We start from the raw sequence: 21,976 nt of genomic DNA on the forward strand, positions 1-21,976 counted from the left end.
CAACCGCGTTGTAAAACAGCATACCCGCCTTTACTGCCCTGCTTCATTGACGAAATCCCGCTTTTTATTTATGAAGAATCGCCTTTCATTGACAAAGCAATTTCGGGGGATAATTATTTGTTCAAATTTGTATCGGACCCGTTTTTCTGTCATGCATTCTTTTACAATCAATACAGGCAACCACCAGGCTATCAGCTGCAGTCTATATGAGGCGCCGGCTGCAGACAAAATCATGATTATTGTGTCTGCCGCCGGGGTGGTGCAATCCTTTTATAAAAAGATTGCTGAATTCTTTCGGCATAACAACATCTCATCCATTACGTTTGATTATACAGGTATTGGCCAATCCCTGCATGTAAATATCGAGGCGGAAAGCTGTTCCCTCACAAGTTGGGGAAGCAGGGATTTGGAAGCGGTGATTAACCATACCATTACAACTTTCCCAAATCATAAGATCATTCTCCTGGGGCATAGTATCGGCGGCCAATTAATCGGTTTGGCGCCCTCTTCTTACATGGCAGATAAGATCATTCTTGTTGCAGTACAGTCCGGCTATTGGCGATTCTGGAAAGGATTTGCGAAAATAAAGATGTGGGTAAATTGGCATTTGCTGGTTCCCGCTCTGACAAAGGGATTCGGTTATCTGCCATCTAAGAAAATCAGCCGGTTAGAAAACCTGCCGGGAAATGTTGCGCAGGAATGGGCTAAGTGGTGCAGGAACCGAAACTATTTATTCTCCTGCTTCGCGCACAACAATCTCTATTTTGACAAACTAAAATGTAACATCACTTCTATAAGTATGGATGATGATTTTTTTGCGCCCCCAAAATCAGTGGAGTGGCTTACTGCCCAATTTACCAATGCCGGTATCAAAAGACTCCGTTTCTCCCCCGGAAATTTTAATGCCTTGAAAATCGGGCATTTTTCATTGTTTACCGAAAAGTTCAGGAACACTATCTGGAATATTCTGTTGAACGAAGCAGAGGATTAAAAGAAAAGCCGACCGCCTGATTCCTGGAAAACAACCAGCGCCCTAAATAATACAACAACCGATTGCCGCTATGGCTTTCAATAAAAAAAGATGAACACAGCTAAAAATACAGCAGGAGCAGCAGGTCTCATTTACCTGGTTGTAGTCATTACGGGCATGTTCAGCCTGGCTTATATACCTAAACAACTTATTGACTGGAACAACAGCACGGTAACATTCAACAACATTACCACATCGCCTTCGTTATTCCGGATTGGCATTTATTGCAGCATCGTGTGTTATGTGGCTTTTACCTTTTTGCTGCTTTTGCTGTATAAACTTTTAAGACCTGTTAATGAGTCACATGCAAGGGCAATGCTGATATTGGCTTTATTAAGTGTGCCCATATCGTTTAACAATTTGCAACATCAGTATGCAGTGCTGACGATTACCGGGAAAGAATCCATCTTGCAAACTATTCCTGTGGAAGATTTACAGGCAAAACTAATGTTGTCGCTACAGCAGTATAATGACGGGATATTGCTGGCAACAGTGTTTTGGGGACTTTGGCTTTTCCCTTTTGGATTGCTGGTTTACCGGTCAGGTTTTATGCCGAAATTTTCAGGCATTTTATTAATGCTGGGTTGTCTGGGTTATTTGGTAAATTTTTCGGGCAACACCTTGTTTGCCAACTACCCGCAAACCGGAATAGGAAAATATATGAGAATACTGCCCGCAGTGGCGGAAATCACCACCTGCGGCTGGCTATTGTTTTTGGGATTAAAATCAAAGAAAAATGAAAAGCAGAAAATATAATTACGAAGACAGTAAGATCAACATCAAATTGAAACTCGCTGCCCTTTGGACGACCGTCATGTTTCTTTACATTTACGGCGATTATTTTGAATTGTACGTACCGGGAAAAGTTGCGGGCCTCCTGCATGGACAAAATTTATTGAATACCCCCTACACCCTGCTGCTTGCATCAATTATCCTTACGATTCCATCCCTGATGATTTTTCTTTCCCTCATAATAAAGCCAACATGGAACAGGGTCTCGAACATTGTTGTGGCTGCTTTCTTTACCTTATTCACATTATTTGTAGGCGCTTCCTCTTTTTCTGAGTGGAGAATATTTTATGTCATGTTATCCTTTTTGGAAAGCACCATTACAGCAACTATTGTGTGGCTGGCCTTGCGCTGGCCGAAAATTTAAGTACAGATGATAGTAACAAATGACTAACGACTGTGAAACGTCAATTGATTGGTATGTTACTCCCTTTTTATATAAAAAATTAAACGCTAAAAATGAAACCGCCTTATAACTCTCTTTTTATGGCCTTGCTTATTTCACTGGTGAGTGCCTGCAATAAACCGGGATCAACTAATGACAATAACTACCCCAAACAGGTAAGTATCACCTATAAGGTTAGCAGTACATCAGCCAATAGCCTGGCGTCAGTGACCTACGATAACGAAACCGGAGGACAGACTACGGTTAACAATCCTGCATTACCGTTTATGAAAACCATCACAAAAACCGTAAACAAAAACAATATTATAACATTGGGATATTTTGTCAATCCTGCTCAAACAGTGAAACTGGAGATATTAATCGATAACCAGTTGGTTAAATCGCAGGTGTATACATCGCCCAACTCTGCCATGTCATATACGTTTCCTTAACCCCTCCCTTTCAAACATTCAGGCTTTGCTTACAATGCGGCCATCCTCCATTTCTATAATGCGATGCGTCCGGTGGGCGAATTCATTATCGTGTGTTACGATCAATAGCGATTGATGATAGACCTCGGCCAGTTCCCTGAATATATCGAAAACCATTTCGCTGTTTTTCTTATCGAGGTTGCCGGTTGGCTCATCTCCCATGATAATTAATGGATCGTTGATCAGCGCCCGGGCAATTGCCACCCGTTGCTTCTGCCCTCCCGACAACTGATTTGGTCTTTTAAGCGCTTCCTTTTCTATGCCCAGTATTTTGAGTTTTTCGTAAGCAATACTTTCTATCTCCTTTGTTGTGCGTTTGCTTAATTTTTCGCCGGGTAACATAACATTCCTGAGTACAGAAAATTCATTGAGCAGGTAATGGAATTGAAAGACGAACCCAATCTTTTCATTTCTTACCCTGGCAAGTTCCGACTCTTTCTTGTGCCGCATACTAATCCCATCAATTTTCAAATCACCCTCATAGTCCGTATCCATCGTGGAAAGAATATAAAGCAACGTGGACTTGCCACAGCCCGACTTTCCAATGATGGACGTAAATTCTCCCCTGGACAAAGAAAATTCAACATCGGTCAAAACCTTCACTTTCACAGGATCATGAAAGTATTTATTGATGTGAACAGCTTCCAGTACGGTATCAGTCATATTATTTTCCGCGTATAATGATGACAGGATCTATTTTGCTGGCTTTGCGAGCCGGGAAATATCCCGCTAAATAAGTAGTGACGATTGAAAAAACTCCTCCGATAACATAGAAGGTTGGACTATAGTTGATGGGATATGTTTTGACGGTCGGCAAGGATGCTGTTTCGAACGGCACTTGTCCGATAATGGCAGAAAGTACAAATCCGAATAACAAGCCAAGCAAGCCACCGAAAAAGCCAATGGTAAGTGCAATAGTTACAAAGACCCACTTTACGTCTCCGCCTGAAAAGCCGGTGGCTTTCAGAATCGCAATACCATCCATCTTTTCATAGATCATCATGTTGAGTATGTTGTAAATACCAAAACCCGCCACAATAAGCAAGGTAATGCCTACTGCATACGAAATAAGGGTCCGGATGAAGCTGCCGGTTTCAAACTGTGAATTCGCAGTCTGGATGTCGGTCGCTTCGACCGAAAAGAGTTGGTTATATTCTTTCGCCATAGCCGGAGCCAGCAACAGGTCATGCAGTTTCACCTGGATATCCGTTATGTAGCTATTGGATTCCCCCAGTATTTTTTGCGCAGTAGCGAGGGAGGTATAGCTTTGTACTTTATCGATATCCAGGATTCCTGATTGAAAGAAACCCACCACTTTAAGTTGCACATGATCTCCCTTCGCAGTAGTTATCTGAATAATGTCACCAAGGTCAACCAGCATCGTTTCAGCAGCACCAATCCCCAAGATAATGCTGTTGGGAATGTTTTGAAGATCCATATAGTTACCAGCCACGACATAGTTTTGAAAAGAGAATAACCGGTTTTCCGCTCCAACGTCTATACCATTGATGATCCCGTTCAGATTAATCGTGCCAATATTGTAAAATACCTGTACCACTACTTTAGGAGCTACCCCCGACACACGGCTATCCTTCTTTATCGCATCAATGATGGCGCCGCTATTGCGTATCTGTGGTTTTTCATTAGCGGGCTTAACCGAGCTAATGAAGTTGTACTGCCGGATGCCCTTTGAATAGAGTGCGATCGGCTGATGCTCCGACTGCTTTATTTCGTTATAAAGCCGGATATGCGGTGTACGGTTAAGGATAAGCCCATCCAGCAGATCATTCAGGCCAGACATGAAACTGAGCAGTGCAATAAACATAGTGATGCTGAATGTTACACCAATAGCAGCCACTAATGTTTGTTTCAAACGGGCTGCTAATAATGACATGGCGACATCGCCGATCAGTTTCAGATTCATTTCGCTGGTATGATTAGATCATCGTTTGCCGTAACGCCGGAAAGTATTTCTACCATCTTATAATCCTTTAATCCTGTTTTCACCACTATTTTTTCACCATTGCTTTTTACCAGCGTGGAATCGTTAAGAAATGCATTTCTCGGTACAAGTAACGCTCGCTCTTTTTTGTCAATGACAATGTTGGCTTCAAAGCTGATGAACGGATAGAGTTGAGCCGGCGGAGTTTCAAAGGTCGCTTCCACTAAAAAAGTCTTGCTGCTTTCATTCATCATCGGTAAAATAGCAGACACCCTCGCCTTGAAGACCTGGTCTTTGTAACTATCCATCGTTACCAATACCAGTAAGTTCTTCCTGATTTTAAAAATATCGTACTCATCGACCTGCATTTCCAGGATGAACTGATCATTTTTGCCGATTAAAGCCAGCGGCGTTTGCAGGCTCACAGCCTCGCCTTTTTTCTTGTAGATTTTGTACAACACTCCCTTAATCTTACTCCGCAGGGTAAAATCACTGGCCTGCTGTTGAGCCACCTGCAGGTTCTTCCCGGACTGTGACGCGGTGAATTTTATTTGCCGCTCTAAATCATGGTACTTACTCACCGCAGAGAGATAAGCCGTTCTGGAACTTTCGTAGGCCAGTGTTCTTTGCTCCAACTCATTCCTGGTGCCTATATTCTGATCCCACAAATTTTTTTGCCGGTTTAAAAGAAGTAAATCATTTTTCATCTTGTTTTCCTGCAGGTCAATAGTCTGCCGCGCATCAGACAACTTATCCTGATTGGAAGCCACATCGGCATACCGGGCGGTAAGTACCGCATTTTCTTTGTTCAATTGCTGCACTTCATTAGCGACAGAAAGAATGGGAGTACCAACGTTCAACGTATCCCCTTCCTTCAGATAGATTTCCTGTATAACGCCATTTACCGTAGTGAATGCCTCGTACTGCTGATTGCTCTTTACTACACCGGATGCATATACCGACTCTGAAATCGCAGAAAAAAAAGGTTTCACTTTCTCCTGTTTCCCTTTGCAGCCGGCCAGGAATATAAGTAGTAGTATGAGTGTGTATCTGCTCATAGTTAATTTGTAGTAGGTGATTCCGACAGGTAAAAAGTCACCTGCACTTGAGAGGTTCACGTTCAATAGAGGCTTTGCTTCGATTTGACGGTTAAAATGTACCGATTAACCGGCGCGACAGGCCATTAACAAAGTTACTGCAGGGGGAGTGTTTCGAAATGACTACCATCACTATGGCTCATGACACCTGTCAATTAAACCTGTAATTTTGCTTACATGGAAACGCTCAACGATATAGCCGAGTTCAAATCATCCCCTGATCTGGTTGAAAAGTTATACAAGTATGGTATACACAAGACCTATCCGGCCGGGAGCATTATCCTTAACGAAAATGCACCTATCCGCTCTATCCCCATAGTAATGAAAGGAACGCTGAAAGTTATCAGGATGGAAGACGATGGCCGCGAGATTCTACTGTATTATATTAAAGCTGGCGAAAGTTGCATCATGTCTTTTCTCGGCGGTCTGCACAACGAAACGAGCAAAGTGAAAGCTGAAGTGGATGAAGATGCAGAAATCCTTTTTCTTCCCGTAGAGAAGGTTCCCGAATTCATCAAGGAATATCCCGGGTGGCTGGATTACATCTTTCGTTTATACCACAAACGTTTCGAAGAATTACTTGAGATCGTGAATGCCATCGCCTTTAAAAAAGTTGACGAACGTCTCCTGAACCTGCTTAAAAAGAAGTCGGAAATCCTCGCTTCAAACACACTGCCGGTGACACATGAGCAATTGGCCAATGAACTGGGTACCGCACGGGTCGTAGTCTCCCGGCTTCTGAAACAATTGGAAGAAAACGGTATTGTCCGGCTCGGACGAAATAAAATCACCCTTGTGTAACTATAGTTACTGTACTGCCCTTTGAATTAAATGACCTTTACGGCGTTAATTCAAAGATCAATGATTATCTCCGGCTACCTGGCGTCTATTCTTATCGGCATTTCTTTGGGGCTTATCGGCGGCGGCGGCAGTATCCTTACTGTGCCGGTACTTGTTTATTTATTTAGTCTGGACGCCGTTCTCGCTACTACTTATTCTCTTTTTATCGTCGGCAGTACGAGCGTTGCCGGCTCCGTCTCCTATTTCCTAAAAGGTCTGGTAAATCTTAAAATGGCCGTTTTTTTCGGCCTGCCTTCCATTGTGGCGGTTTTGCTTACCCGCAGGTTTATCCTTCCGGCCATTCCATCACATATACTGACGCTTGGAGGCTTTACGTTAACCAGGAGCATATTGCTGATGTTACTTTTTGCCGTACTCATGATCCTTGCCTCCTGGAGTATGATAAAAAAAGATGGCAGGAAGGCTTCTGTATCCGCAAACAGGTCGCCGGTTGCTTTAGCAGGATTGCAGGGAACCATAACGGGACTAATAACAGGGCTTATCGGCGCCGGCGGTGGCTTTCTGATCATTCCAGCCCTGGTCAATATCCTGAAACTACCTATGAAAACAGCCGTCGGCACCTCGCTGTTCATCATTGCCCTTAATTCTCTTACAGGTTTTTTCTTTTCACTGGGGCATCAGCGGGTACAGTGGCCATTTCTACTGACAATTACGGCTATCGCTACAGGAGGTATACTGATTGGCAGCCTTCTCGCGGCAAAAATCGATGGCCGGAAACTGAAGCCCGCATTCGGCTGGTTCGTTTTGGTGATGGGCCTGTATATTATTGCGAAAGAAACTCTATTAAAATAATCCTCCTATTATCATGGAAGCAGGTTCTTCATTATATAAATCTTCGGCTTGTGTAACAAAAGTAGCTGTACGGGGAGTTTATCCATCGATCTTCGCACTAACCGGCTGTCCAAATAAACAATTGCAATACGGAATAAAAATCATCATCACTGATAAAAAAATAAGAATGTTTTTTCAACACATCTACGACAAGAGTTTAGCACAGGGCAGCTATTTCATAGGCTGCCAGAAAACAGGAGAAGCTATTGTTATCGACGCGCAAAGAGACATTGACATTTATCTTGATATCGCGCGGCAAAATAACCTCCGCATTACGCACATAACAGAAACCCATATCCACGCCGACTTTCTTTGCGGCTCCAGAGAGCTGGCTGCCGTAACCGGAGCAACGATGTACCTGTCAGACGAAGGTGGCAAAGACTGGCAATACCAATTTGCGCACAAAGGTCTAACAGACGGAAGCATCATCCGCGTTGGCAACCTTACCCTTAAAGTGATGCATACACCTGGTCACACACCGGAAAGCATCAGCTTCCTGCTGACCGACCACTCCGCTACCGATCAACCCGTAATGGTCTTTACAGGCGACTTCGTTTTTGTTGGTGACATCGGCCGTCCCGACTTGTTGGAAAAAGCAGCGGGCATCATGGGTACCAAGGAAGCTGGCGCCAAACAAATGTTTCAGTCGCTGAAGAAATTTGCGGCCCTCCCCGGGTATGTTCAGGTCTGGCCGGCACACGGCGCAGGCTCCGCCTGTGGCAAAGCGCTTGGTGCTGTGGCCAGTTCAACCGTTGGCTATGAAAAAATAAGAAACTGGGCATTCCGGTACGGCGAAGACGAGCAGTCTTTTGCCGATTACCTGCTGGCCGATCAACCGGAACCACCGAAGTATTTTGCCATGATGAAACATCTCAACAAAGTAGAAAGACCCCTGCTGACAGCCGTGCCGAAGCATCCTAAACTAAGCAAAGAACAATTCCTTTCTGCATACGAAAAAGGCATCAAAGTAATTGATACGCGTGATAAAAAAGCATTTGCCAACGGCTTTATTCCCGGCAGCCTGAATATTCAGGGCAACAACTCCTTTTCCACCTGGTGCGGCTGGCTGCTGAACTACCAGGAACAGTTCATGCTCGTTGCCGATGATACGCAAATGGAAGACCTCACGAGAAAACTGATGCGCATCGGTTTAGATAATATTTACGGCTACGTTTCAGATGTACAGGAATTGGGACTGGATTTGCAAAGAGCCAACCTGATCGACATAACTGAATTCGCTTCCTGTATAGGAAAGAAAGATGTACAGATTGTGGACGTGCGTGGAGCAACAGAATACGAAGCGGAGCATATTGAAGGAGCAGACAACGTATTCGCCGGCACGCTAACTGACAATCTGTATAAAATAGACCGCGACAAACAAGTAGTCATCCATTGCCAGGCTGGCGACCGATCCGCTATAGCCTATTCCATCCTTTCCAGAAATGGTTTTAAGAACGTACAAAACTTTTCCGGTGGAATGAAGGAATGGAAAGAGGCAGGTGGCGCGACCCTATCATGTACAGAAGAAACCTGCATTAACGCTTAAAATTAAACTAATCATTATGGGACTTTTCTCAGCATTATTCGGAAATAAAGATCAGGCGCAGTTATCAGCTACCGTCAGTAAAGACGCCTTTCTGGTAGACGTACGCACGCCAGGTGAATTTGCCTCGGGTACTGTACCGGGCGCAGTAAACATCCCGTTAGATACACTGCCAACGCAGCTCGCAAAATTCAATGGCAAGAAGACAATTGTTGTTTTCTGCAGAAGTGGCAACCGGAGTGCACAGGCAAAAAACATCCTGGTGCAAAACGGTTTCAAAAATGTAATCAACGGTGGCACCTGGAAGGATGTCAATGCCATTGTAAACGGATAATCCTGCAGGGGAAGTATTCATCAACTGACAAAGAATAGTATTATGAAAAAAAACATGGGCACGACAGACAAGAGCATCCGCATTTTAGCGGCTGTGGTGATGGTGGTCTTGTACTATACCAACATCCTCTCCGGGATGGCAGCCATCGTACCGGGCATACTGGCCATTGTTTTTTTGCTAACGTCGCTGATCAGCTTCTGCCCTTTATACCTGCCGTTTGGGATTAATACCCGCAAAAGAAAAAACAAATGAGAAACAGGATTTTGAGCGGATGGCATTTTATGCGCGTTTTACGGCTGGTAGCGGGAGTGTTGGTTGCAGTACAGGGCCTTCATACACATGAATGGATTATTGTTATCGCAGGTGGCCTGTTTGCCTTGATGTCTATATTCAACACAGGATGCTGTGGCCCAGCCGGATGCAGGGTACCTCCCTTCGCGAACCGTAAAACAGAAACGACTAACGATCCGTCCCTAAAGAAAGACGGCTAACCTTACCAGCCTGACTTTTCGCAATTAGCAAAAAAATAAAGATGATTGAATTCCTGAAACAACCCTGGCCCTGGTATGTTGCCGGACCTCTAATCGGGCTGACCGTTCCCGCGCTTTTACTATTGGGCAATAAGTCATTTGGCATTAGCTCGTCGCTCCGGCATATCTGTGCCGCTTGTATGCCCGCCAACATTCCTTTCTTCCAATACAACTGGAAAAAAGAAATATGGAACCTCGTTTTTGTTTCGGGTATACTGCTGGGAGGAATCATTGCGGTCAACCTGCTGCCAAACACCGGCCCCATACAGGTGAACCCTCACTTAACGGCGGACCTGGCCCGGTATGGAATTACCAACTTCAGTAATCTTGTTCCGCAGGATGTAATAAGTTGGCCCGCGTTATTTTCCGCGAGAGGATTTATTATGATGGTTGGCGGTGGCTTCCTCGTAGGCTTCGGCACACGCTATGCCGGTGGTTGTACCAGCGGCCATGCCATTATGGGTTTGTCGAATCTGCAATGGCCTTCACTGGTTGCAACTATCTGCTTTATGGCCGGCGGTTTTGTGATGGCCAACCTGATACTGCCTTTTATACTTTCTCTATGACCTGTTAAAACAAACAACAAATGCGAACGGATGTAAATAAGGCTACCGATTTTGACGTGCGGTTGCAGGATGCGATCTGTGTAAATGAAAGCCACCTGCAACATAAATGGTATCACAACCTGAAATACCTGATCACCGGTATTTTATTCGGTATTGTATTCGTAAAAGCAGAGATCATCAGCTGGTTCAGAATCCAGGAAATGTTCCGCCTGCAATCATTCCATATGTATGGTGTAATTGGCAGCGCCGTCGTCACCGGTATGCTCTCCGTGTGGCTGATCAAAAAATTTAACCTCAAAACGATCTATGGTGAGGTTATAGAATTTCATCCTAAAAAATTCAACAAGGGACAAATCTATGGCGGATTGATATTCGGCCTGGGCTGGGCACTTACAGGTGCTTGCCCCGGCCCCTTGTTTGCGCAGATAGGCACGGGTGCAACTGTTGTTATCATTACCCTGTTAAGTGCCATTGCCGGAACCTGGGTATATGGCTTATTAAGAGAAAGATTACCCCACTAGCAATATACCTGGCAATTATCGAGATGAATTATCCCTTTGCGGAAAATACAACTCCTCCTTCCCCATATGCCTGCCTCCTGGAAAGAAACCTGAGCTTGGTTGTTTTCGATCAACTTTATTGCCTGGTTCGATAAGAATCAGTGGCGGCAATGACACCCCTCATTTCTGCCACGTTTTTTATCCAGTATCATTGGTGTTTAATAAGCGCTCATGAAAAGGGAGGAACTTTTGCTGCCGGTCAAGCAAGTGAAAGAAGGGTTTACCAGCTTACCTGCCATCCTGCGCCAATTACCGAAAGAAGCTGTACAAAAGCAATCACGCACAAAAAAGATAAAGGATATCCAGGGGGCGCAAAAAGTTGACCTGGCAAACATTCGGCAACCCATTCCTTTATTTTATACGGACCCGATATTTTTTGCCAAAGAAAACGATCCATTATAGTGCCAGTGCTAAAGAAGTGTAGAGGCAAGGCAATGTATTATGCTATCGGTATGCCGTTCTCTCCTTCCACGCCTCGTACAGGCCTTTTACATCCGTCTTCCATCGTGGCAACACCAACACCATAAGGATTTCCTCCGCCAGATCAACAGCCGTTATCATCACCGCTGCGTAAAACATACCATAGGGCCGGTAATCAAGAAAAAATAGCAGCAGAAAGAAAATGCCCTGGGCAATCGCTGCCAGTTTAGCCATGCGCGTATGAAAACTCGTCATTTTCCTGTACCTGATCAGTGCGAGAATCGCCTGTAGTAAAAACATACCACCCAAGACGGCAATCCAGATCATTTGTTCGCTCATAAACACCGGATAAAACTGCACCGCGCCTGTTACTGCGGCGGCTATCGTGAGGTCGTCTGCCAGCGAATCAAGCCTGGCGCCAGCACTGCTGTCCACATGGTATTTGCGGGAGAAGAATCCATCTACCGCATCTGTAAGAAAGCTCAGTACCAACAGCCAGCGAAACAGGTTGAAATAATTATTCACCACCAGCATTACGAGCACTGGTGCCATTATCAGCCGGTAAACCGTTACTGCATTGACGATATAATAACTGCGCTTATGCATACAAATGTCCCACACCGCCTTGCTCCTGGTCGCCGGCAGAGGTGGTGACATATAGTTACTTGTTATTATCGTCCCGGTCTATGAGGCTTATCAGCTTCCGGCATGATTTCCGACACAAGAATACATATTGATAGGAACCTCCCACCCTTCCATGAGGCAAATCAGTTATTGCCGTGACCACTCTCAAAAAAAGACGGCAGGATCCGATCTATCTTACAACTCCTTTCACACAACAACAATGCTAAGTAAATGACCGACAGGGAAACCATAATAAATGTGTTGGCATTCGTTATCACCATTTTCGGGTTCGTAGCGGTGGTAGTAAAAGCGGGCAGCAACGTAATCCGTTACCTGCTGATCAAACTCTATAAGCTCATGTTTCCGAACAAAAACTAAAGCTTCAGGTACCAGCTTGAACATCCTCAGTCTTTTAATAAGTTATTCAAAACTAAAACCAAACAAAGCCCATTGGATTTCCGGCAGGCCTTCAATTAATGTCTTCCATACAGCACCGCTTGTTACCAGCCTTTTCAAAAGATTAACGATAAGCTTCATCCTCTGTAATCATTCATTGTTCTAATTTTACAGGGTATGCAGCAAACAGCCTCCTTTCTTTACCAACTCCGGCAAAACGATAAACTGCCGATCAGGATCGTATCGCCGGAGTATGGCCACTTAACACCCACCGAGGCTGCCAACTATGTTATTCCTCAACACGCCCAACACTACCTCTTCTTATTTATGCTGGATGGCCGTAGCCGGCACATTGTAGATTTGCAACAGTACGAGGCCGCTACCGATGAACTGATCTTCACCATGCCCCACCAGGTCCATGAGCAACCTGTTTTTGGAACAAGCGCTGATTTTATCAAACTGGGGTTCGATGAAAGCTGTTTGTCCCTGCTGCCGAAACAATATCCCTTTCTGATCAACCCGCTGAATTATCAGAAAGTCAGCTTTGAACCCGCTGCCGCCCTGCGGTTAAAAGCTGTCTTCGCCATACTGCTCGATCTCTTAAAGCACTGGCAGACCGAACCCGAACTTATTCTGGCGCATCTAAACAGCCTGCTTACCGAAATCAATACCGCTTATTTTAAAGCACAGCACAGCCTGCCCGATGGCAAACTCTCAAGGCTTATCGCCTTTAAGAACCTTGTAGAACACAACCTGACCAATCTCCCAACGATCAACACCATCGCTCAACAGCTGGGCATCAATACCAATGGGCTCTACCAACTCGTTAAAAACCATTCCGGGCTTTCTCCCAAAGAATTCATCAACGGCCGGCTGATACTCGAAGCAAAACGGCGTATCTGCTACGAAGAACGCTGCTCTGTCAAGGATCTGGCTTATGGGCTGGGCTTTAACGATCCGGAATATTTTTCCCGCCTCTTTAAAAAGCTCACCGGGCAAACGATCGCCCAGTTCTCCAAAGATTTGTCAGGCAATTAATTCGATTTGTCCGGCTTGTTCCCGTATGCCTTTCTGAGCTTTGGTAAACATTAAAAGTTTAGCATTATGCAGGAAAAATCACGAACAATATTGGTGACCGGGGGAAACGGTTTGGTTGGCACACGATTGTTGCCCCGGTTGATGAAGGCAGGTTGGCAATGTCGCGTTCTTGTACGCGGTAACAGGGAAATGCCCGAAGGGGTGATCCCCGTCGCGGGAGACCTGTTCGACCCGTCATCGCTAACCGACGCAGTGGAGGGGGTTTCAGCCATCATTCATTTGGCGGCAGTATTCCGCTCACCTGATAAGGACCTGATCTGGAAGAGTAATCTGGATGGCACTTGTAATCTGATTGCAGCAGCGAAAGTACATGCCCCTGATGCGCGCTTTATTTTTTCGAGTACCAGCCATGTCTATAATATAAACAATCCGCACCCGGGGCGAGAGGACGATGAAGTGACTCCACAACATGCTTATCCGGCCAGCAAAGTGGCCGCCGAACATGAATTGAGGAAAAGCGGGTTGACCTGGTCGATATTGCGGTTCCCTTTTGTTTACGGTGATGGCGACGGGCACCTTGAAGCACTGCCACAGCATGTTGTTGCGGCCAACTTTCATCCCGCCATGAGAATGAGCACCATTCATCACCGCGATATCTATACTGCCATCGGTCTTGCCCTTGACGGGGTCATGGATAAACGCACAGTCAACATAGCCGACGAAGCTCCGACGTCTTTGTACGAGTTGTTGAAACTCGTGGGCCATACGATGGCATCTTCATCTGAACCGCTTGTCAATCCCTGGTATCTTCATGCTGATAGTTCACTTGCCCGAAGTCTTGGGTTTCAACCACAGATAAGAACCGTTCACCAGGCCGCACAAGAGGAGTTGTTGTGAAAAAGCAGCAGTATTCTTTCTCTTTGCCTCTCATTCACCTTTTTTCCGGCTTCCCCCGCTGCAATAAAGCCCTGATCCTGCTCGTATATGGGAGATCTTTTTGTTTTCATACATTTAAGTCCTGTCATGCAACTCATCATCTCCAACCAACATAACGAAATCATTTCTTCCGGGCACACCGATAGCCCGCTGACGGCATCTGTTTACAAGGAATTCGCTTACCAGAGTTCCGAACCCTTCTGGCAGAGCACCGCCAGGGAAATACACTATCCGGGTACGCATATCGCCATGCATGAGGTCGACGTCCTTCAGTCCGTCAACGTTCAAACACTGGATGCGCCGCAAATGGTGAGTTTATTTTTTGTAGAAAATGGTTCGCTGGTTTCAAAGGCCGGTAACCAAACCAGCTACTGGCAGATTTCTTCGCTTCAGCACAACCTGCTTTACAGCGCCTACTCTACCGATGCCACATTTTTTGAGCAACAAAAAAATCTGCGTCTTAACATCATCAGCTTCACACCGAAAAGATTTGCAGAACTCACCGAAGGTGCGGGCAAAATAACGGATCATGTGAACAACCAGATCGCCAAAGGAAACAGTTCAAGCCTGAGCGAACAACGCAATCTCCGGATCAATCTGTCCATGATGCGGCTGTTCCGCGACCTCAAAGACAACTCCTTCCACCCTTCTGCCAGGAAATTACATGTGGAGTCCAAAGTGTTGGAATTACTTGCCCTGCAGTGCAATCAACTCGCACAAGAAACCGACCAAACGAACAGTTACAAGCTTACCCCCCGCGACATACAAAAACTGAATGAGGTACGTGATTATCTCCTTCATGATATCGCCTGTTCACCAGGTCTTTCCGAATTATCCCGGCATTCCGGTTTGAATATGTTCAAACTGAAATCAGGGTTCAAACAATTGTTTAACCAGACCATTTTTGGTTTTCTGCGCGAACGCCGTCTGGAACATGCAATGGATCAGTTAAAAAACCGGGATAAAGCCTTAACAGATATTGCCTACGAATCAGGATTTGCCAGCCTCGCCCATTTCAGTGATGCCTTTCGTAAGAAATACGGTTCACCGCCCGGAAAATGGCGAAACCATTGATTTTCATCTTTTGAAAATCTTACTGCTTTATCTGAAAATCCGCCTTCACGGCTTCAGGGAGATTTGCTCTAAAAAAAATGGCAATACCCAAAAAAGGCCGCATGGTGCTTCTGCTCTCCGCTCTTTACGGCGTGATTCCCGCAGCAGCTCAGCAACCCGAGATCAAACTGGACATCTATCATAGCCCGGCTTCAAAATACCAGGCACCGCCCGATAGCAGTAAAAAAAAAGGAAAAAGCAGTCAGCAGGAAATAAATCTCTCCGGTAAGCTGCCCCTCTTTCTACGCATAGATACATCCTCCGGTAAAATCCGCAACCTGGGCGCTTCAGGGCATTTGCGATACACTCACTTTAATAACACGGATTATACCCGTCAAATCCTGCCGGTCAATCTTTTCGCATCCGCATTGGGAATAAATTATTATTCCACATTGAAACGCAACTGGGCGTATACTTTGTTTATCAACGCGGGAGTCAACACCGATTTCCGCGAAGTTGATTTCAACGATGTATTTCTCACCGGCGGGGTGGTCTTTCTGAAACAATTCTCCAAAAGTTTCCGGCTCGGCGTTGGTGTTATTGTGCATAACCAGTTTGGCACACCAATGGTCTGGCCGGCGTTAACAGCCGATTGGAAATTCGGCCGCAAATTCAAGCTTGACATCCGCGTGCCGGACGAAGCGCAAGGCATTGCGTATAAAATAGGCATCGCTTATCAACTGAAAAAACAACTGACCGCAGAATTTGCCTTTCGTCCGCAGGCCGTTTCGTACGACGTTACCACTACGCGCGCCATCCCTAACCGGTTGATGAATTACTGGCAACTTCCTTTTGAACTCAACCTGCAACAACAACACGGGCGCATCGGCTGGACAGGTGGAGCCGGCTTTACTGCGCTGCGAAGTTTTGCTTACAGCGAAAAGAAATTAGAGAAAATGTTTACCAGTTACCCTTATCATGGACTCGGCAGCAATTGGTTTGTTCATGCGGGTATAAACTGGCAGTTGAAGTAAATTATTTACCGGGGAATGGTTTTGGACTATTCCCCGGTAAATAAGTGTTGGCTTTTTAGCGGTTGGTTCGCTCCTTCGAGCACCTCAGGCATCTCCTTCGGGAACCTCGGCGAGCACCCCCATTCACTTATTGACTTATTGGCTTATTGACTTATTGACTTTCCCCCCTTTCGTCACGTGATTTTCCCATCGCCACACGGCTAACTCTTCTTAACTTGCACCGCTTAAGATTGTTTCAAATGACGCAGGAGAGAAAGTTAACAGACGAACAAAAGGCTATTATCCAATCCACCGGAGACATCCGGATCAACGCCGTGGCCGGCTCCGGCAAAACCACCACGCTGATCGAATACGCCGCGTCCAGACCCGCCGGATCCAAAATCCTTTACCTGGCTTTCAACAAATCCGTCAAACTGGAAGCGCAACGGAAATTTGCGGCAAAAAATCTTACCAACGTAAAGGTCGAGACCGCCCATTCGCTGGCCTACAAACATATTTTCCGAAGCAATCATTATTCCCTGAAAGCCAGCGGCTATAAAATGCACGAAATCGTGGAGCTGCTCGGCCTGCGTGGCAACGGAGAAAAACATACCGAATACATCATTGCTAATCATATCAGCAAGTTCATCAGCTATTTCTGCAACAGCGACAAAGCCAAAGTGCAGGAACTGAATTATCTCGACACCGTTAACGATCCAAACGCCCAATCTTTTGTCCATTCGTTTTATAAATATATCGAAGACGGCACCCGCCTGTTCTTAAGCAAAATGGACAAGGGAGAAATCGAAATCACCCATGATTTTTACCTGAAAAAATTCCAATTGTCCAGGCCGGTATTGCCTTATGACTATATACTTTTTGATGAAGGACAGGATGCATCGGGCGCCATGCTGAGCGTTTTTTTAAACCAAAAAGCTGTTAAGGTGATCGTCGGCGACACCCACCAGCAAATCTATGGCTGGCGGTATGCGGTCAATTCGCTGGAGAAAACGGATTTTCAAACATTGCACCTTTCCGCCAGCTTCCGCTTTCAGCAACCCATCGCCAACCTCGCCAACGAATTACTCAAATGGAAAAAACATTTGAAAAAATATACGCCTGTTCTTATCAGGGGTAAAGGTTCTTCCACCGCAGAAAAATCAAAAGCAACCATCGCCCGGACCAATCTCGGACTCTTGCTGAGCGCCATTGATTTCATCACGGATAATCCAAAGACCAAACATTTATACTTCGAAGGCAATATCAACTCCTACACTTATGCGGATGATGGCGCCTCTCTTTACGATGTGCTGAGCCTTTACAACAACAATCACGACCGCGTACGCGACAAGCTGATCAAGTCGATGCATGACCTCGATGACCTGGAAGACTACGTGGAAAAAACGGAAGACGTGCAGTTGGGCATGATGGCCGGCATCGTAAAAGAATACGGCAACGAAATCCCGGCCATTTTAAAACGGCTTAAGGACCTGCATACCGGCGACGACAGCCGTGACAACGCGGAGATGATTTTCTCCACCGTACACCGGGCAAAAGGAATGGAATACGATGTAGTGTACCTCGCCGGTGATTTTATCAAAGAAGCCGACCTCGAAAGAGCGAAGAACGGTCAAAAAGAAAATACTGATACGTCGAAACTAAACGAAGAAATAAACCTGCTGTATGTAGCCGTCACCCGTACGAAAAACATCCTTCATATTCCCGAGGCATTATTACCGGAGAACTTCCCGTCTTCTGCATTGATAAAAGTTATCAAGACAGAGGACAAACGGCAGGAAAATGCTTTTACAGACCACAAAACAAAACGGTCAGGCGCGGGAAATATTAAACAGATTAAGGAGAAAGCATACACCGTTGCCAAACAAAGAGAGATATCCAGGGATGCCTACAAACCCTGGACTTCCGACCAGGACGAAGAGCTCCGGTATCTATACGAAAGTGATAATCCGATCAGCGCCATAGCGGATCATTTCGGCAGAACCAAAGGCGCCATTATTTCACGCCTGAAGAAACTGAATTATTTTACAGAATAATGCGAAGCGTTCATTAAAACAATGAATAACCGCAATGTTTGCAGAAAAGCGCATCACTGTCGTGGCCTTCGAGGCTGCAATTGGGGCAGGATTCGGGTAATTCTTTCTTTTTCCTGGCGGCCATCGCGATATCGTGCGTGATAATGCCCGTAGGCACGGCGATAATCGCATAACCCGTCAGCATCACGATGGACGCCACAAATTTTCCGAGCGGCGTTATCGGGGATATATCGCCATAGCCAACCGTGGTAATTGTAACGATAGCCCAGTAAATACTTTCCGGAATGCTGCTGAATCCATTCTCCCTTTTCTCCACCAGGTACATGATGGAACCCAGGATCACCGTTATCGTCAATACGGTGAGCAAAAAGATCGAAATCTTTCTCAAGCTGCCTTTCAATGCCTGTTTCAGAAACTGGATTTCCGTCAGGAAGTGCCCAAGCTTGAATATGCGGAACACCCTGAGCAAACGCAGGGCACGAAACACCAGCAGTGATTGTGCGCCGGCAAAGAAAATCCCGAGATAAGAAGGAATCAGCGCTATGAGATCAATGATGCCGAGGAAACTGAAGACATACCGCCAGGGCTTGCGGATGCTGATCAGCCGTAAAATATATTCAACGGTAAATAAAATGGAAAACACCCACTCGGCGATCAGGAATTCTCTTCCATAACGCTGGTGCAAGCTTTCGACGCTATCAAGCATGACCACGATAATGCTTGTAAAAATGGCTACAAGAAGTGAGAGGTCAAAAGCTTTGCCGGCGGGCGTGTTGGATTCGTAAATAACTTCATGCAAGCGGAACCGCCAGTCTTTTTGCGTTGTTGTCTCCATAGTTATGCAGATGGCTTATTCATCCAAATGTAAGCCTTCTTATTTCTTGTTTTTGCCCAGTGCGTCAATCGTCAATGCTGCCACTACTCCTCCCAGCAGATACCAGCCTACGGTCATAGCCTGCGTTTTACTGGTTTTATTCACCGGTTCATCGTCGAGGCCCAGCGGTTTGGTCAGCGTCAGCGCGCCGATACCTGCAGCGGCTCCCATCATCACACCGCGACGTAACAAGTGCTTGCGGCTACCGCAACCGATCAGGCTGTAGTAAATGGTATTGGCTGCGATATCCGAAGCCAGCGTGGCATTGAACAATGCTTTTCCTTCCGGCGGTGTTTGGCCTGCCGCCAGCATTGTTTCCGAAAGTGCTTCCTCCCCGATCTTGTCGATCTGCGGGGCATCAGGATCCACTTTTTTTACCAACTGATGAATGAGATTAAGCGCTATTGCACCCGCAAGACCGCCTATTAAACTTTTGAGCATGCTATTTATTTAATATTGATTGTATTTTTCTGCTGCCTTGTCTGAGATGGTACCGATCATACCATGCGTAAGCCTCGTTTCAGCTTCCCATCCTTTTTTAACAGCGGTATTTTCACTTCGTGGCAACAACGCATTCATGAGCTTTGCAATCGTTCCCATTGCTCCGGGAAAAATCCCCTGTACGGCGCTCACAAATTTTGCCGTGAAGGTGAGTACGATCTCGCTGCGGCCAGCCTCGATCCCTTTTACAATTTGCCGGGCAGCCTGATCCGCATTTTGTGAAACCAAGGGAAATGAACCCGCCAATTTAAACCAACCGTATTCGACCTCATGATTTCCTTTGACGGTAATATTGCGTGGACTTCCGGTGCGCATTAAGTTCGGTATCACAGTAGTGACTTTTATCCTGTCCTTTGCAAGCTCCGCTGCCAGTCCTTGCGACAAACCGACCATGGCAAATTTGCTTACGCTGTAAGGCAACATATGCGGCACCGCAAATTTTCCGCCGATAGAGCAGATATTCACGATATGTCCCTGTCGCTGATTTTTGAAAATGGGCAGGGCCGCTTTAATCGTATGAAGTGAAGACCAGACGTTGGCCTCCATTGCATCTTTGAAATCATCTACGTCCATCACATTCTGCGGGCCAACCATCATTACGCCTGCATTGTTGATCAGCATATCAATTCGTCCTAAGCGAAGTATGCTTTGTTGAAATAATGCCGCCACTTGGTTTTCATCCCGCACATCGGCGACCATGGTAAATACGGGACAACCCCTGGCCTCCAATTCCTGGCGGGCCTGCTCCAACTGGTCTGCGGTACGCGAGCACAAAACGAGCGACGCACCTTTTGATGCAAGTTCGCGTGCCAAGGCGAGTCCTAATCCGCGGGCACCGCCGGTTATCAGCACTACTTTGTTACGCAAACTGATCTTCATCAGTTGCCGGTAAATTTTATGGGAAATAAATGCCAATGCCAGCACCAGACCGATTGACCTGCCGGCATTCGACGGCCCGGAGGGATTGCTATTACGCATAAGGAGTATATTGACGGTTATACATTCAATTCTCCTTCCCTGCCGATATCCAGTTTCTTACCTGTTACGGCACTGGCGGCCACTTTCAGCAGGGTAACCAGTTTGCTGGTTTTATTATCCCAATAGTGCGCATCATCTACCTGCACCTTCATCACACGGATACGCGGATCTTCTTTGCCTTTTTCAAACCAGGCTTCTACAAATTTGTTCCAGTACTTTTCGATACGGGCTTTATCCTGTGAAACGGTTGCCACACCGTTGAGGCTTAAAAAGCTGTAATCACTTACCTGGGAAAATAAAATGCTGACCTTGTTATCTTGCTTTAAGTGTTTGAAAGTGTCACTTTCCGAAGAAAAAAGGTACCAGATATTCCCCTCTTCGTCCACTTCCTGGCGGCTCATGGGCACGGCATGTACGTACGGCTGATCAGTAGGATAAGTACATAAAATGCCGACATCGATCTTGTTGACCAGGTCTTTAAGTTTTTCACGGGCTTCGTCGTTGTGCAGGTTTTCAGTGCTCATAGTTTTATTTTTATGGTTAGCAACAGTAGAAATACAACCAAACCCAATGCCAATAAAAAATGCCGCAAATGCCCCACATTTTTTCGCATTGCCCCACCTTGTTTGGCAGGTTTATGGCTGATCTTTGAGTCTGATTAAAACTCCAGATCATGCATTCAAAAAAAATATGGGCCAACTTCCCGGTAAGTGACCTGCAACGCACCACCAGGTTTTACAAACAACTCGGTTTTAAATCAAATGGCTCGTCCGATCAACTGACCAGTTTCTTCTTTGGTGATGATGATTTCATTATCCATTTTTTCCTGAAAGACATACTCGAGCCGGCGATGAAAGGACCAGTAGTTGATGCAAAAGCCGGCAATGAAATTATTTTTACGCTTTCAGCAGGTACCAGGGCCGAAGTGGATGCCTGGGAAAAAGAAATACGGGAAGCCGGAGGCACCATCATTTCCCAACCGGAAGTATTCGGCGACAACTATTATGGTTTTGTATTTGCCGATCCCGACGGTCACCGGTACAATGTTTTCCAGATGTGATAAATTTATTTTTCCCAATAAAAAAATCCCACCATCACTGGTGGGATTTAGTTTTTCATATATGTTATGC

27 protein-coding genes are annotated in these 21,976 nt (G+C 45.8%); 19 read left to right on the top strand and 8 right to left on the bottom strand.

From position 1 onward, the window contains the following. The first annotated feature begins 70 nt into the window (after nucleotides 1–70). From H608_RS0108700 to H608_RS0108715, 4 genes are all read left to right on the top strand, one after another. On the top strand, nucleotides 71–991 hold the full coding sequence (locus tag H608_RS0108700; protein ID WP_081658840.1) for an alpha/beta hydrolase family protein: 921 nt from the start codon (nucleotides 71–73) through the stop codon (nucleotides 989–991). Between the two features lie 90 nt (nucleotides 992–1,081). Next, nucleotides 1,082–1,786: a DUF4386 domain-containing protein gene (locus tag H608_RS0108705; protein WP_028787338.1), complete on the top strand. Its 705-nt coding sequence runs from the start codon at nucleotides 1,082–1,084 to the stop codon at nucleotides 1,784–1,786. Continuing rightward, nucleotides 1,767–2,186, top strand: coding sequence for a DUF6326 family protein (locus H608_RS0108710; RefSeq protein WP_028787339.1), 420 nt, complete (start codon nucleotides 1,767–1,769; stop codon nucleotides 2,184–2,186). The genes H608_RS0108705 and H608_RS0108710 overlap by 20 nt, the downstream gene beginning before the upstream one ends. A gap of 119 nt (nucleotides 2,187–2,305) precedes the next feature. After that, nucleotides 2,306–2,656: a hypothetical protein gene (locus H608_RS0108715; protein WP_162142859.1), complete on the top strand. Its 351-nt coding sequence runs from the start codon at nucleotides 2,306–2,308 to the stop codon at nucleotides 2,654–2,656. A gap of 18 nt (nucleotides 2,657–2,674) precedes the next feature. Here H608_RS0108715 and H608_RS0108720 read toward each other — a convergent pair whose 3' ends face one another. Genes H608_RS0108720 through H608_RS0108730 form a run of 3 tightly spaced genes read right to left on the bottom strand, consistent with a single transcriptional unit; the run spans nucleotide 2,675 to nucleotide 5,695 of the window. Then, the gene (locus H608_RS0108720) at nucleotides 2,675–3,358 is read right to left on the bottom strand and encodes an ABC transporter ATP-binding protein (RefSeq protein WP_028787341.1); all 684 of its coding nucleotides are present in this window, start codon (nucleotides 3,356–3,358) and stop codon (nucleotides 2,675–2,677) included. Between the two features lies 1 nt (nucleotide 3,359). After that, a complete protein-coding gene (locus H608_RS0108725) occupies nucleotides 3,360–4,619 on the bottom strand; it encodes an ABC transporter permease (protein ID WP_028787342.1) in 1,260 nt (419 codons plus the stop codon). Further along, on the bottom strand, nucleotides 4,616–5,695 hold the full coding sequence (locus tag H608_RS0108730; RefSeq protein ID WP_028787343.1) for an efflux RND transporter periplasmic adaptor subunit: 1,080 nt from the start codon (nucleotides 5,693–5,695) through the stop codon (nucleotides 4,616–4,618). The genes H608_RS0108725 and H608_RS0108730 overlap by 4 nt, the downstream gene beginning before the upstream one ends. Before the next feature lie 216 nt (nucleotides 5,696–5,911). On the opposite strand from H608_RS0108730, the gene H608_RS0108735 reads away from it, so the two are divergent. From H608_RS0108735 to H608_RS0108770, 8 genes are all read left to right on the top strand, one after another. Then, nucleotides 5,912–6,535 (top strand): Crp/Fnr family transcriptional regulator, encoded by a 624-nt coding sequence (locus H608_RS0108735; RefSeq protein ID WP_028787344.1) that lies wholly within the window; start codon nucleotides 5,912–5,914, stop codon nucleotides 6,533–6,535. 60 nt (nucleotides 6,536–6,595) lie between these two features. Next, on the top strand, nucleotides 6,596–7,387 hold the full coding sequence (locus H608_RS0108740) for a sulfite exporter TauE/SafE family protein (RefSeq protein WP_028787345.1): 792 nt from the start codon (nucleotides 6,596–6,598) through the stop codon (nucleotides 7,385–7,387). A gap of 166 nt (nucleotides 7,388–7,553) precedes the next feature. Then, nucleotides 7,554–8,972 (top strand): MBL fold metallo-hydrolase, encoded by a 1,419-nt coding sequence (locus H608_RS0108745; protein ID WP_028787346.1) that lies wholly within the window; start codon nucleotides 7,554–7,556, stop codon nucleotides 8,970–8,972. Between the two features lie 16 nt (nucleotides 8,973–8,988). Next, nucleotides 8,989–9,303: a rhodanese-like domain-containing protein gene (locus H608_RS0108750; RefSeq protein ID WP_051268150.1), complete on the top strand. Its 315-nt coding sequence runs from the start codon at nucleotides 8,989–8,991 to the stop codon at nucleotides 9,301–9,303. 42 nt (nucleotides 9,304–9,345) lie between these two features. Continuing rightward, nucleotides 9,346–9,555: a YgaP family membrane protein gene (locus H608_RS0108755; RefSeq protein WP_028787348.1), complete on the top strand. Its 210-nt coding sequence runs from the start codon at nucleotides 9,346–9,348 to the stop codon at nucleotides 9,553–9,555. Nucleotides 9,556–9,835: 280 nt separating this feature from the next. Further along, a complete protein-coding gene (locus H608_RS0108760) occupies nucleotides 9,836–10,399 on the top strand; it encodes a YeeE/YedE family protein (RefSeq protein WP_028787349.1) in 564 nt (187 codons plus the stop codon). A 20-nt stretch (nucleotides 10,400–10,419) separates the two neighbouring features. Continuing rightward, nucleotides 10,420–10,920, top strand: a complete 501-nt coding sequence (locus H608_RS0108765) for a YeeE/YedE family protein (RefSeq protein ID WP_028787350.1) — start codon at nucleotides 10,420–10,422, stop codon at nucleotides 10,918–10,920. Nucleotides 10,921–11,130: 210 nt separating this feature from the next. Beyond that, nucleotides 11,131–11,361: a hypothetical protein gene (locus H608_RS0108770; RefSeq protein ID WP_028787351.1), complete on the top strand. Its 231-nt coding sequence runs from the start codon at nucleotides 11,131–11,133 to the stop codon at nucleotides 11,359–11,361. Nucleotides 11,362–11,403: 42 nt separating this feature from the next. Here the strand turns inward: H608_RS0108770 and H608_RS0108775 are convergent, their stop codons facing one another. Further along, nucleotides 11,404–12,036 (bottom strand): CDP-alcohol phosphatidyltransferase family protein, encoded by a 633-nt coding sequence (locus H608_RS0108775; protein WP_211227050.1) that lies wholly within the window; start codon nucleotides 12,034–12,036, stop codon nucleotides 11,404–11,406. 198 nt (nucleotides 12,037–12,234) lie between these two features. On the opposite strand from H608_RS0108775, the gene H608_RS24350 reads away from it, so the two are divergent. The 6 genes from H608_RS24350 (at nucleotide 12,235) to H608_RS0108805 (ending at nucleotide 18,493) form a co-directional block, all read left to right on the top strand. Further along, on the top strand, nucleotides 12,235–12,381 hold the full coding sequence (locus H608_RS24350; RefSeq protein WP_155990100.1) for a hypothetical protein: 147 nt from the start codon (nucleotides 12,235–12,237) through the stop codon (nucleotides 12,379–12,381). A 195-nt stretch (nucleotides 12,382–12,576) separates the two neighbouring features. After that, nucleotides 12,577–13,437 carry a helix-turn-helix domain-containing protein gene (locus H608_RS0108785; protein ID WP_028787353.1) on the top strand — a complete coding sequence of 287 codons (861 nt, stop codon included), beginning with the start codon at nucleotides 12,577–12,579 and terminating at the stop codon, nucleotides 13,435–13,437. A gap of 66 nt (nucleotides 13,438–13,503) precedes the next feature. After that, a complete protein-coding gene (locus H608_RS0108790; RefSeq protein ID WP_028787354.1) occupies nucleotides 13,504–14,334 on the top strand; it encodes an NAD-dependent epimerase/dehydratase family protein in 831 nt (276 codons plus the stop codon). A gap of 126 nt (nucleotides 14,335–14,460) precedes the next feature. Then, nucleotides 14,461–15,447, top strand: a complete 987-nt coding sequence (locus H608_RS23530; protein ID WP_051268151.1) for a helix-turn-helix transcriptional regulator — start codon at nucleotides 14,461–14,463, stop codon at nucleotides 15,445–15,447. A gap of 77 nt (nucleotides 15,448–15,524) precedes the next feature. Continuing rightward, on the top strand, nucleotides 15,525–16,460 hold the full coding sequence (locus tag H608_RS0108800; protein WP_028787355.1) for a DUF6268 family outer membrane beta-barrel protein: 936 nt from the start codon (nucleotides 15,525–15,527) through the stop codon (nucleotides 16,458–16,460). Nucleotides 16,461–16,699: 239 nt separating this feature from the next. Then, nucleotides 16,700–18,493 carry a UvrD-helicase domain-containing protein gene (locus H608_RS0108805; RefSeq protein ID WP_038007882.1) on the top strand — a complete coding sequence of 598 codons (1,794 nt, stop codon included), beginning with the start codon at nucleotides 16,700–16,702 and terminating at the stop codon, nucleotides 18,491–18,493. Between the two features lie 13 nt (nucleotides 18,494–18,506). On the opposite strand, the gene H608_RS0108810 is transcribed toward H608_RS0108805, so the two are convergent. Genes H608_RS0108810 through H608_RS0108825 form a run of 4 tightly spaced genes read right to left on the bottom strand, consistent with a single transcriptional unit; the run spans nucleotide 18,507 to nucleotide 21,370 of the window. Continuing rightward, nucleotides 18,507–19,328, bottom strand: a complete 822-nt coding sequence (locus tag H608_RS0108810) for an ion transporter (RefSeq protein ID WP_028787357.1) — start codon at nucleotides 19,326–19,328, stop codon at nucleotides 18,507–18,509. 39 nt (nucleotides 19,329–19,367) lie between these two features. Then, complete coding sequence (locus H608_RS21760) at nucleotides 19,368–19,808, bottom strand: hypothetical protein (protein ID WP_038007885.1); 441 nt, start codon at nucleotides 19,806–19,808, stop codon at nucleotides 19,368–19,370. 9 nt (nucleotides 19,809–19,817) lie between these two features. After that, nucleotides 19,818–20,846 (bottom strand): SDR family NAD(P)-dependent oxidoreductase, encoded by a 1,029-nt coding sequence (locus tag H608_RS0108820; protein WP_028787358.1) that lies wholly within the window; start codon nucleotides 20,844–20,846, stop codon nucleotides 19,818–19,820. Nucleotides 20,847–20,863: 17 nt separating this feature from the next. Further along, a complete protein-coding gene (locus H608_RS0108825; protein WP_028787359.1) occupies nucleotides 20,864–21,370 on the bottom strand; it encodes a pyridoxamine 5'-phosphate oxidase family protein in 507 nt (168 codons plus the stop codon). A 149-nt stretch (nucleotides 21,371–21,519) separates the two neighbouring features. On the opposite strand from H608_RS0108825, the gene H608_RS0108830 reads away from it, so the two are divergent. Next, nucleotides 21,520–21,906, top strand: coding sequence for a VOC family protein (locus tag H608_RS0108830; RefSeq protein ID WP_028787360.1), 387 nt, complete (start codon nucleotides 21,520–21,522; stop codon nucleotides 21,904–21,906). Nucleotides 21,907–21,976 lie beyond the last annotated feature (70 nt).

Origin of the sequence: Terrimonas ferruginea DSM 30193 (assembly GCF_000425585.1) — a bacterium.
Lineage (GTDB): Bacteria > Bacteroidota > Bacteroidia > Chitinophagales > Chitinophagaceae > Terrimonas > Terrimonas ferruginea.

Excerpts from the sequence above, each read along its gene's own strand:
- H608_RS0108700 (WP_081658840.1), top strand. The coding sequence starts at position 71 with ATGAAGAATCGCCTTTCATTGACAAAGCAATTTCGGGGGATAATTATT.
- H608_RS0108705 (WP_028787338.1), top strand. The coding sequence starts at position 1,082 with ATGAACACAGCTAAAAATACAGCAGGAGCAGCAGGTCTCATTTACCTG.
- H608_RS0108710 (WP_028787339.1), top strand. The coding sequence starts at position 1,767 with ATGAAAAGCAGAAAATATAATTACGAAGACAGTAAGATCAACATCAAA.
- H608_RS0108715 (WP_162142859.1), top strand. The coding sequence starts at position 2,306 with ATGGCCTTGCTTATTTCACTGGTGAGTGCCTGCAATAAACCGGGATCA.
- H608_RS0108720 (WP_028787341.1), bottom strand. The coding sequence starts at position 3,358 with ATGACTGATACCGTACTGGAAGCTGTTCACATCAATAAATACTTTCAT.
- H608_RS0108725 (WP_028787342.1), bottom strand. The coding sequence starts at position 4,619 with ATGAATCTGAAACTGATCGGCGATGTCGCCATGTCATTATTAGCAGCC.
- H608_RS0108730 (WP_028787343.1), bottom strand. The coding sequence starts at position 5,695 with ATGAGCAGATACACACTCATACTACTACTTATATTCCTGGCCGGCTGC.
- H608_RS0108735 (WP_028787344.1), top strand. The coding sequence starts at position 5,912 with ATGGAAACGCTCAACGATATAGCCGAGTTCAAATCATCCCCTGATCTG.
- H608_RS0108740 (WP_028787345.1), top strand. The coding sequence starts at position 6,596 with ATGATTATCTCCGGCTACCTGGCGTCTATTCTTATCGGCATTTCTTTG.
- H608_RS0108745 (WP_028787346.1), top strand. The coding sequence starts at position 7,554 with ATGTTTTTTCAACACATCTACGACAAGAGTTTAGCACAGGGCAGCTAT.
- H608_RS0108750 (WP_051268150.1), top strand. The coding sequence starts at position 8,989 with ATGGGACTTTTCTCAGCATTATTCGGAAATAAAGATCAGGCGCAGTTA.
- H608_RS0108755 (WP_028787348.1), top strand. The coding sequence starts at position 9,346 with ATGAAAAAAAACATGGGCACGACAGACAAGAGCATCCGCATTTTAGCG.
- H608_RS0108760 (WP_028787349.1), top strand. The coding sequence starts at position 9,836 with ATGATTGAATTCCTGAAACAACCCTGGCCCTGGTATGTTGCCGGACCT.
- H608_RS0108765 (WP_028787350.1), top strand. The coding sequence starts at position 10,420 with ATGCGAACGGATGTAAATAAGGCTACCGATTTTGACGTGCGGTTGCAG.
- H608_RS0108770 (WP_028787351.1), top strand. The coding sequence starts at position 11,131 with ATGAAAAGGGAGGAACTTTTGCTGCCGGTCAAGCAAGTGAAAGAAGGG.
- H608_RS0108775 (WP_211227050.1), bottom strand. The coding sequence starts at position 12,036 with ATGTCACCACCTCTGCCGGCGACCAGGAGCAAGGCGGTGTGGGACATT.
- H608_RS24350 (WP_155990100.1), top strand. The coding sequence starts at position 12,235 with ATGACCGACAGGGAAACCATAATAAATGTGTTGGCATTCGTTATCACC.
- H608_RS0108785 (WP_028787353.1), top strand. The coding sequence starts at position 12,577 with ATGCAGCAAACAGCCTCCTTTCTTTACCAACTCCGGCAAAACGATAAA.
- H608_RS0108790 (WP_028787354.1), top strand. The coding sequence starts at position 13,504 with ATGCAGGAAAAATCACGAACAATATTGGTGACCGGGGGAAACGGTTTG.
- H608_RS23530 (WP_051268151.1), top strand. The coding sequence starts at position 14,461 with ATGCAACTCATCATCTCCAACCAACATAACGAAATCATTTCTTCCGGG.
- H608_RS0108800 (WP_028787355.1), top strand. The coding sequence starts at position 15,525 with ATGGCAATACCCAAAAAAGGCCGCATGGTGCTTCTGCTCTCCGCTCTT.
- H608_RS0108805 (WP_038007882.1), top strand. The coding sequence starts at position 16,700 with ATGACGCAGGAGAGAAAGTTAACAGACGAACAAAAGGCTATTATCCAA.
- H608_RS0108810 (WP_028787357.1), bottom strand. The coding sequence starts at position 19,328 with ATGGAGACAACAACGCAAAAAGACTGGCGGTTCCGCTTGCATGAAGTT.
- H608_RS21760 (WP_038007885.1), bottom strand. The coding sequence starts at position 19,808 with ATGCTCAAAAGTTTAATAGGCGGTCTTGCGGGTGCAATAGCGCTTAAT.
- H608_RS0108820 (WP_028787358.1), bottom strand. The coding sequence starts at position 20,846 with ATGCGTAATAGCAATCCCTCCGGGCCGTCGAATGCCGGCAGGTCAATC.
- H608_RS0108825 (WP_028787359.1), bottom strand. The coding sequence starts at position 21,370 with ATGAGCACTGAAAACCTGCACAACGACGAAGCCCGTGAAAAACTTAAA.
- H608_RS0108830 (WP_028787360.1), top strand. The coding sequence starts at position 21,520 with ATGCATTCAAAAAAAATATGGGCCAACTTCCCGGTAAGTGACCTGCAA.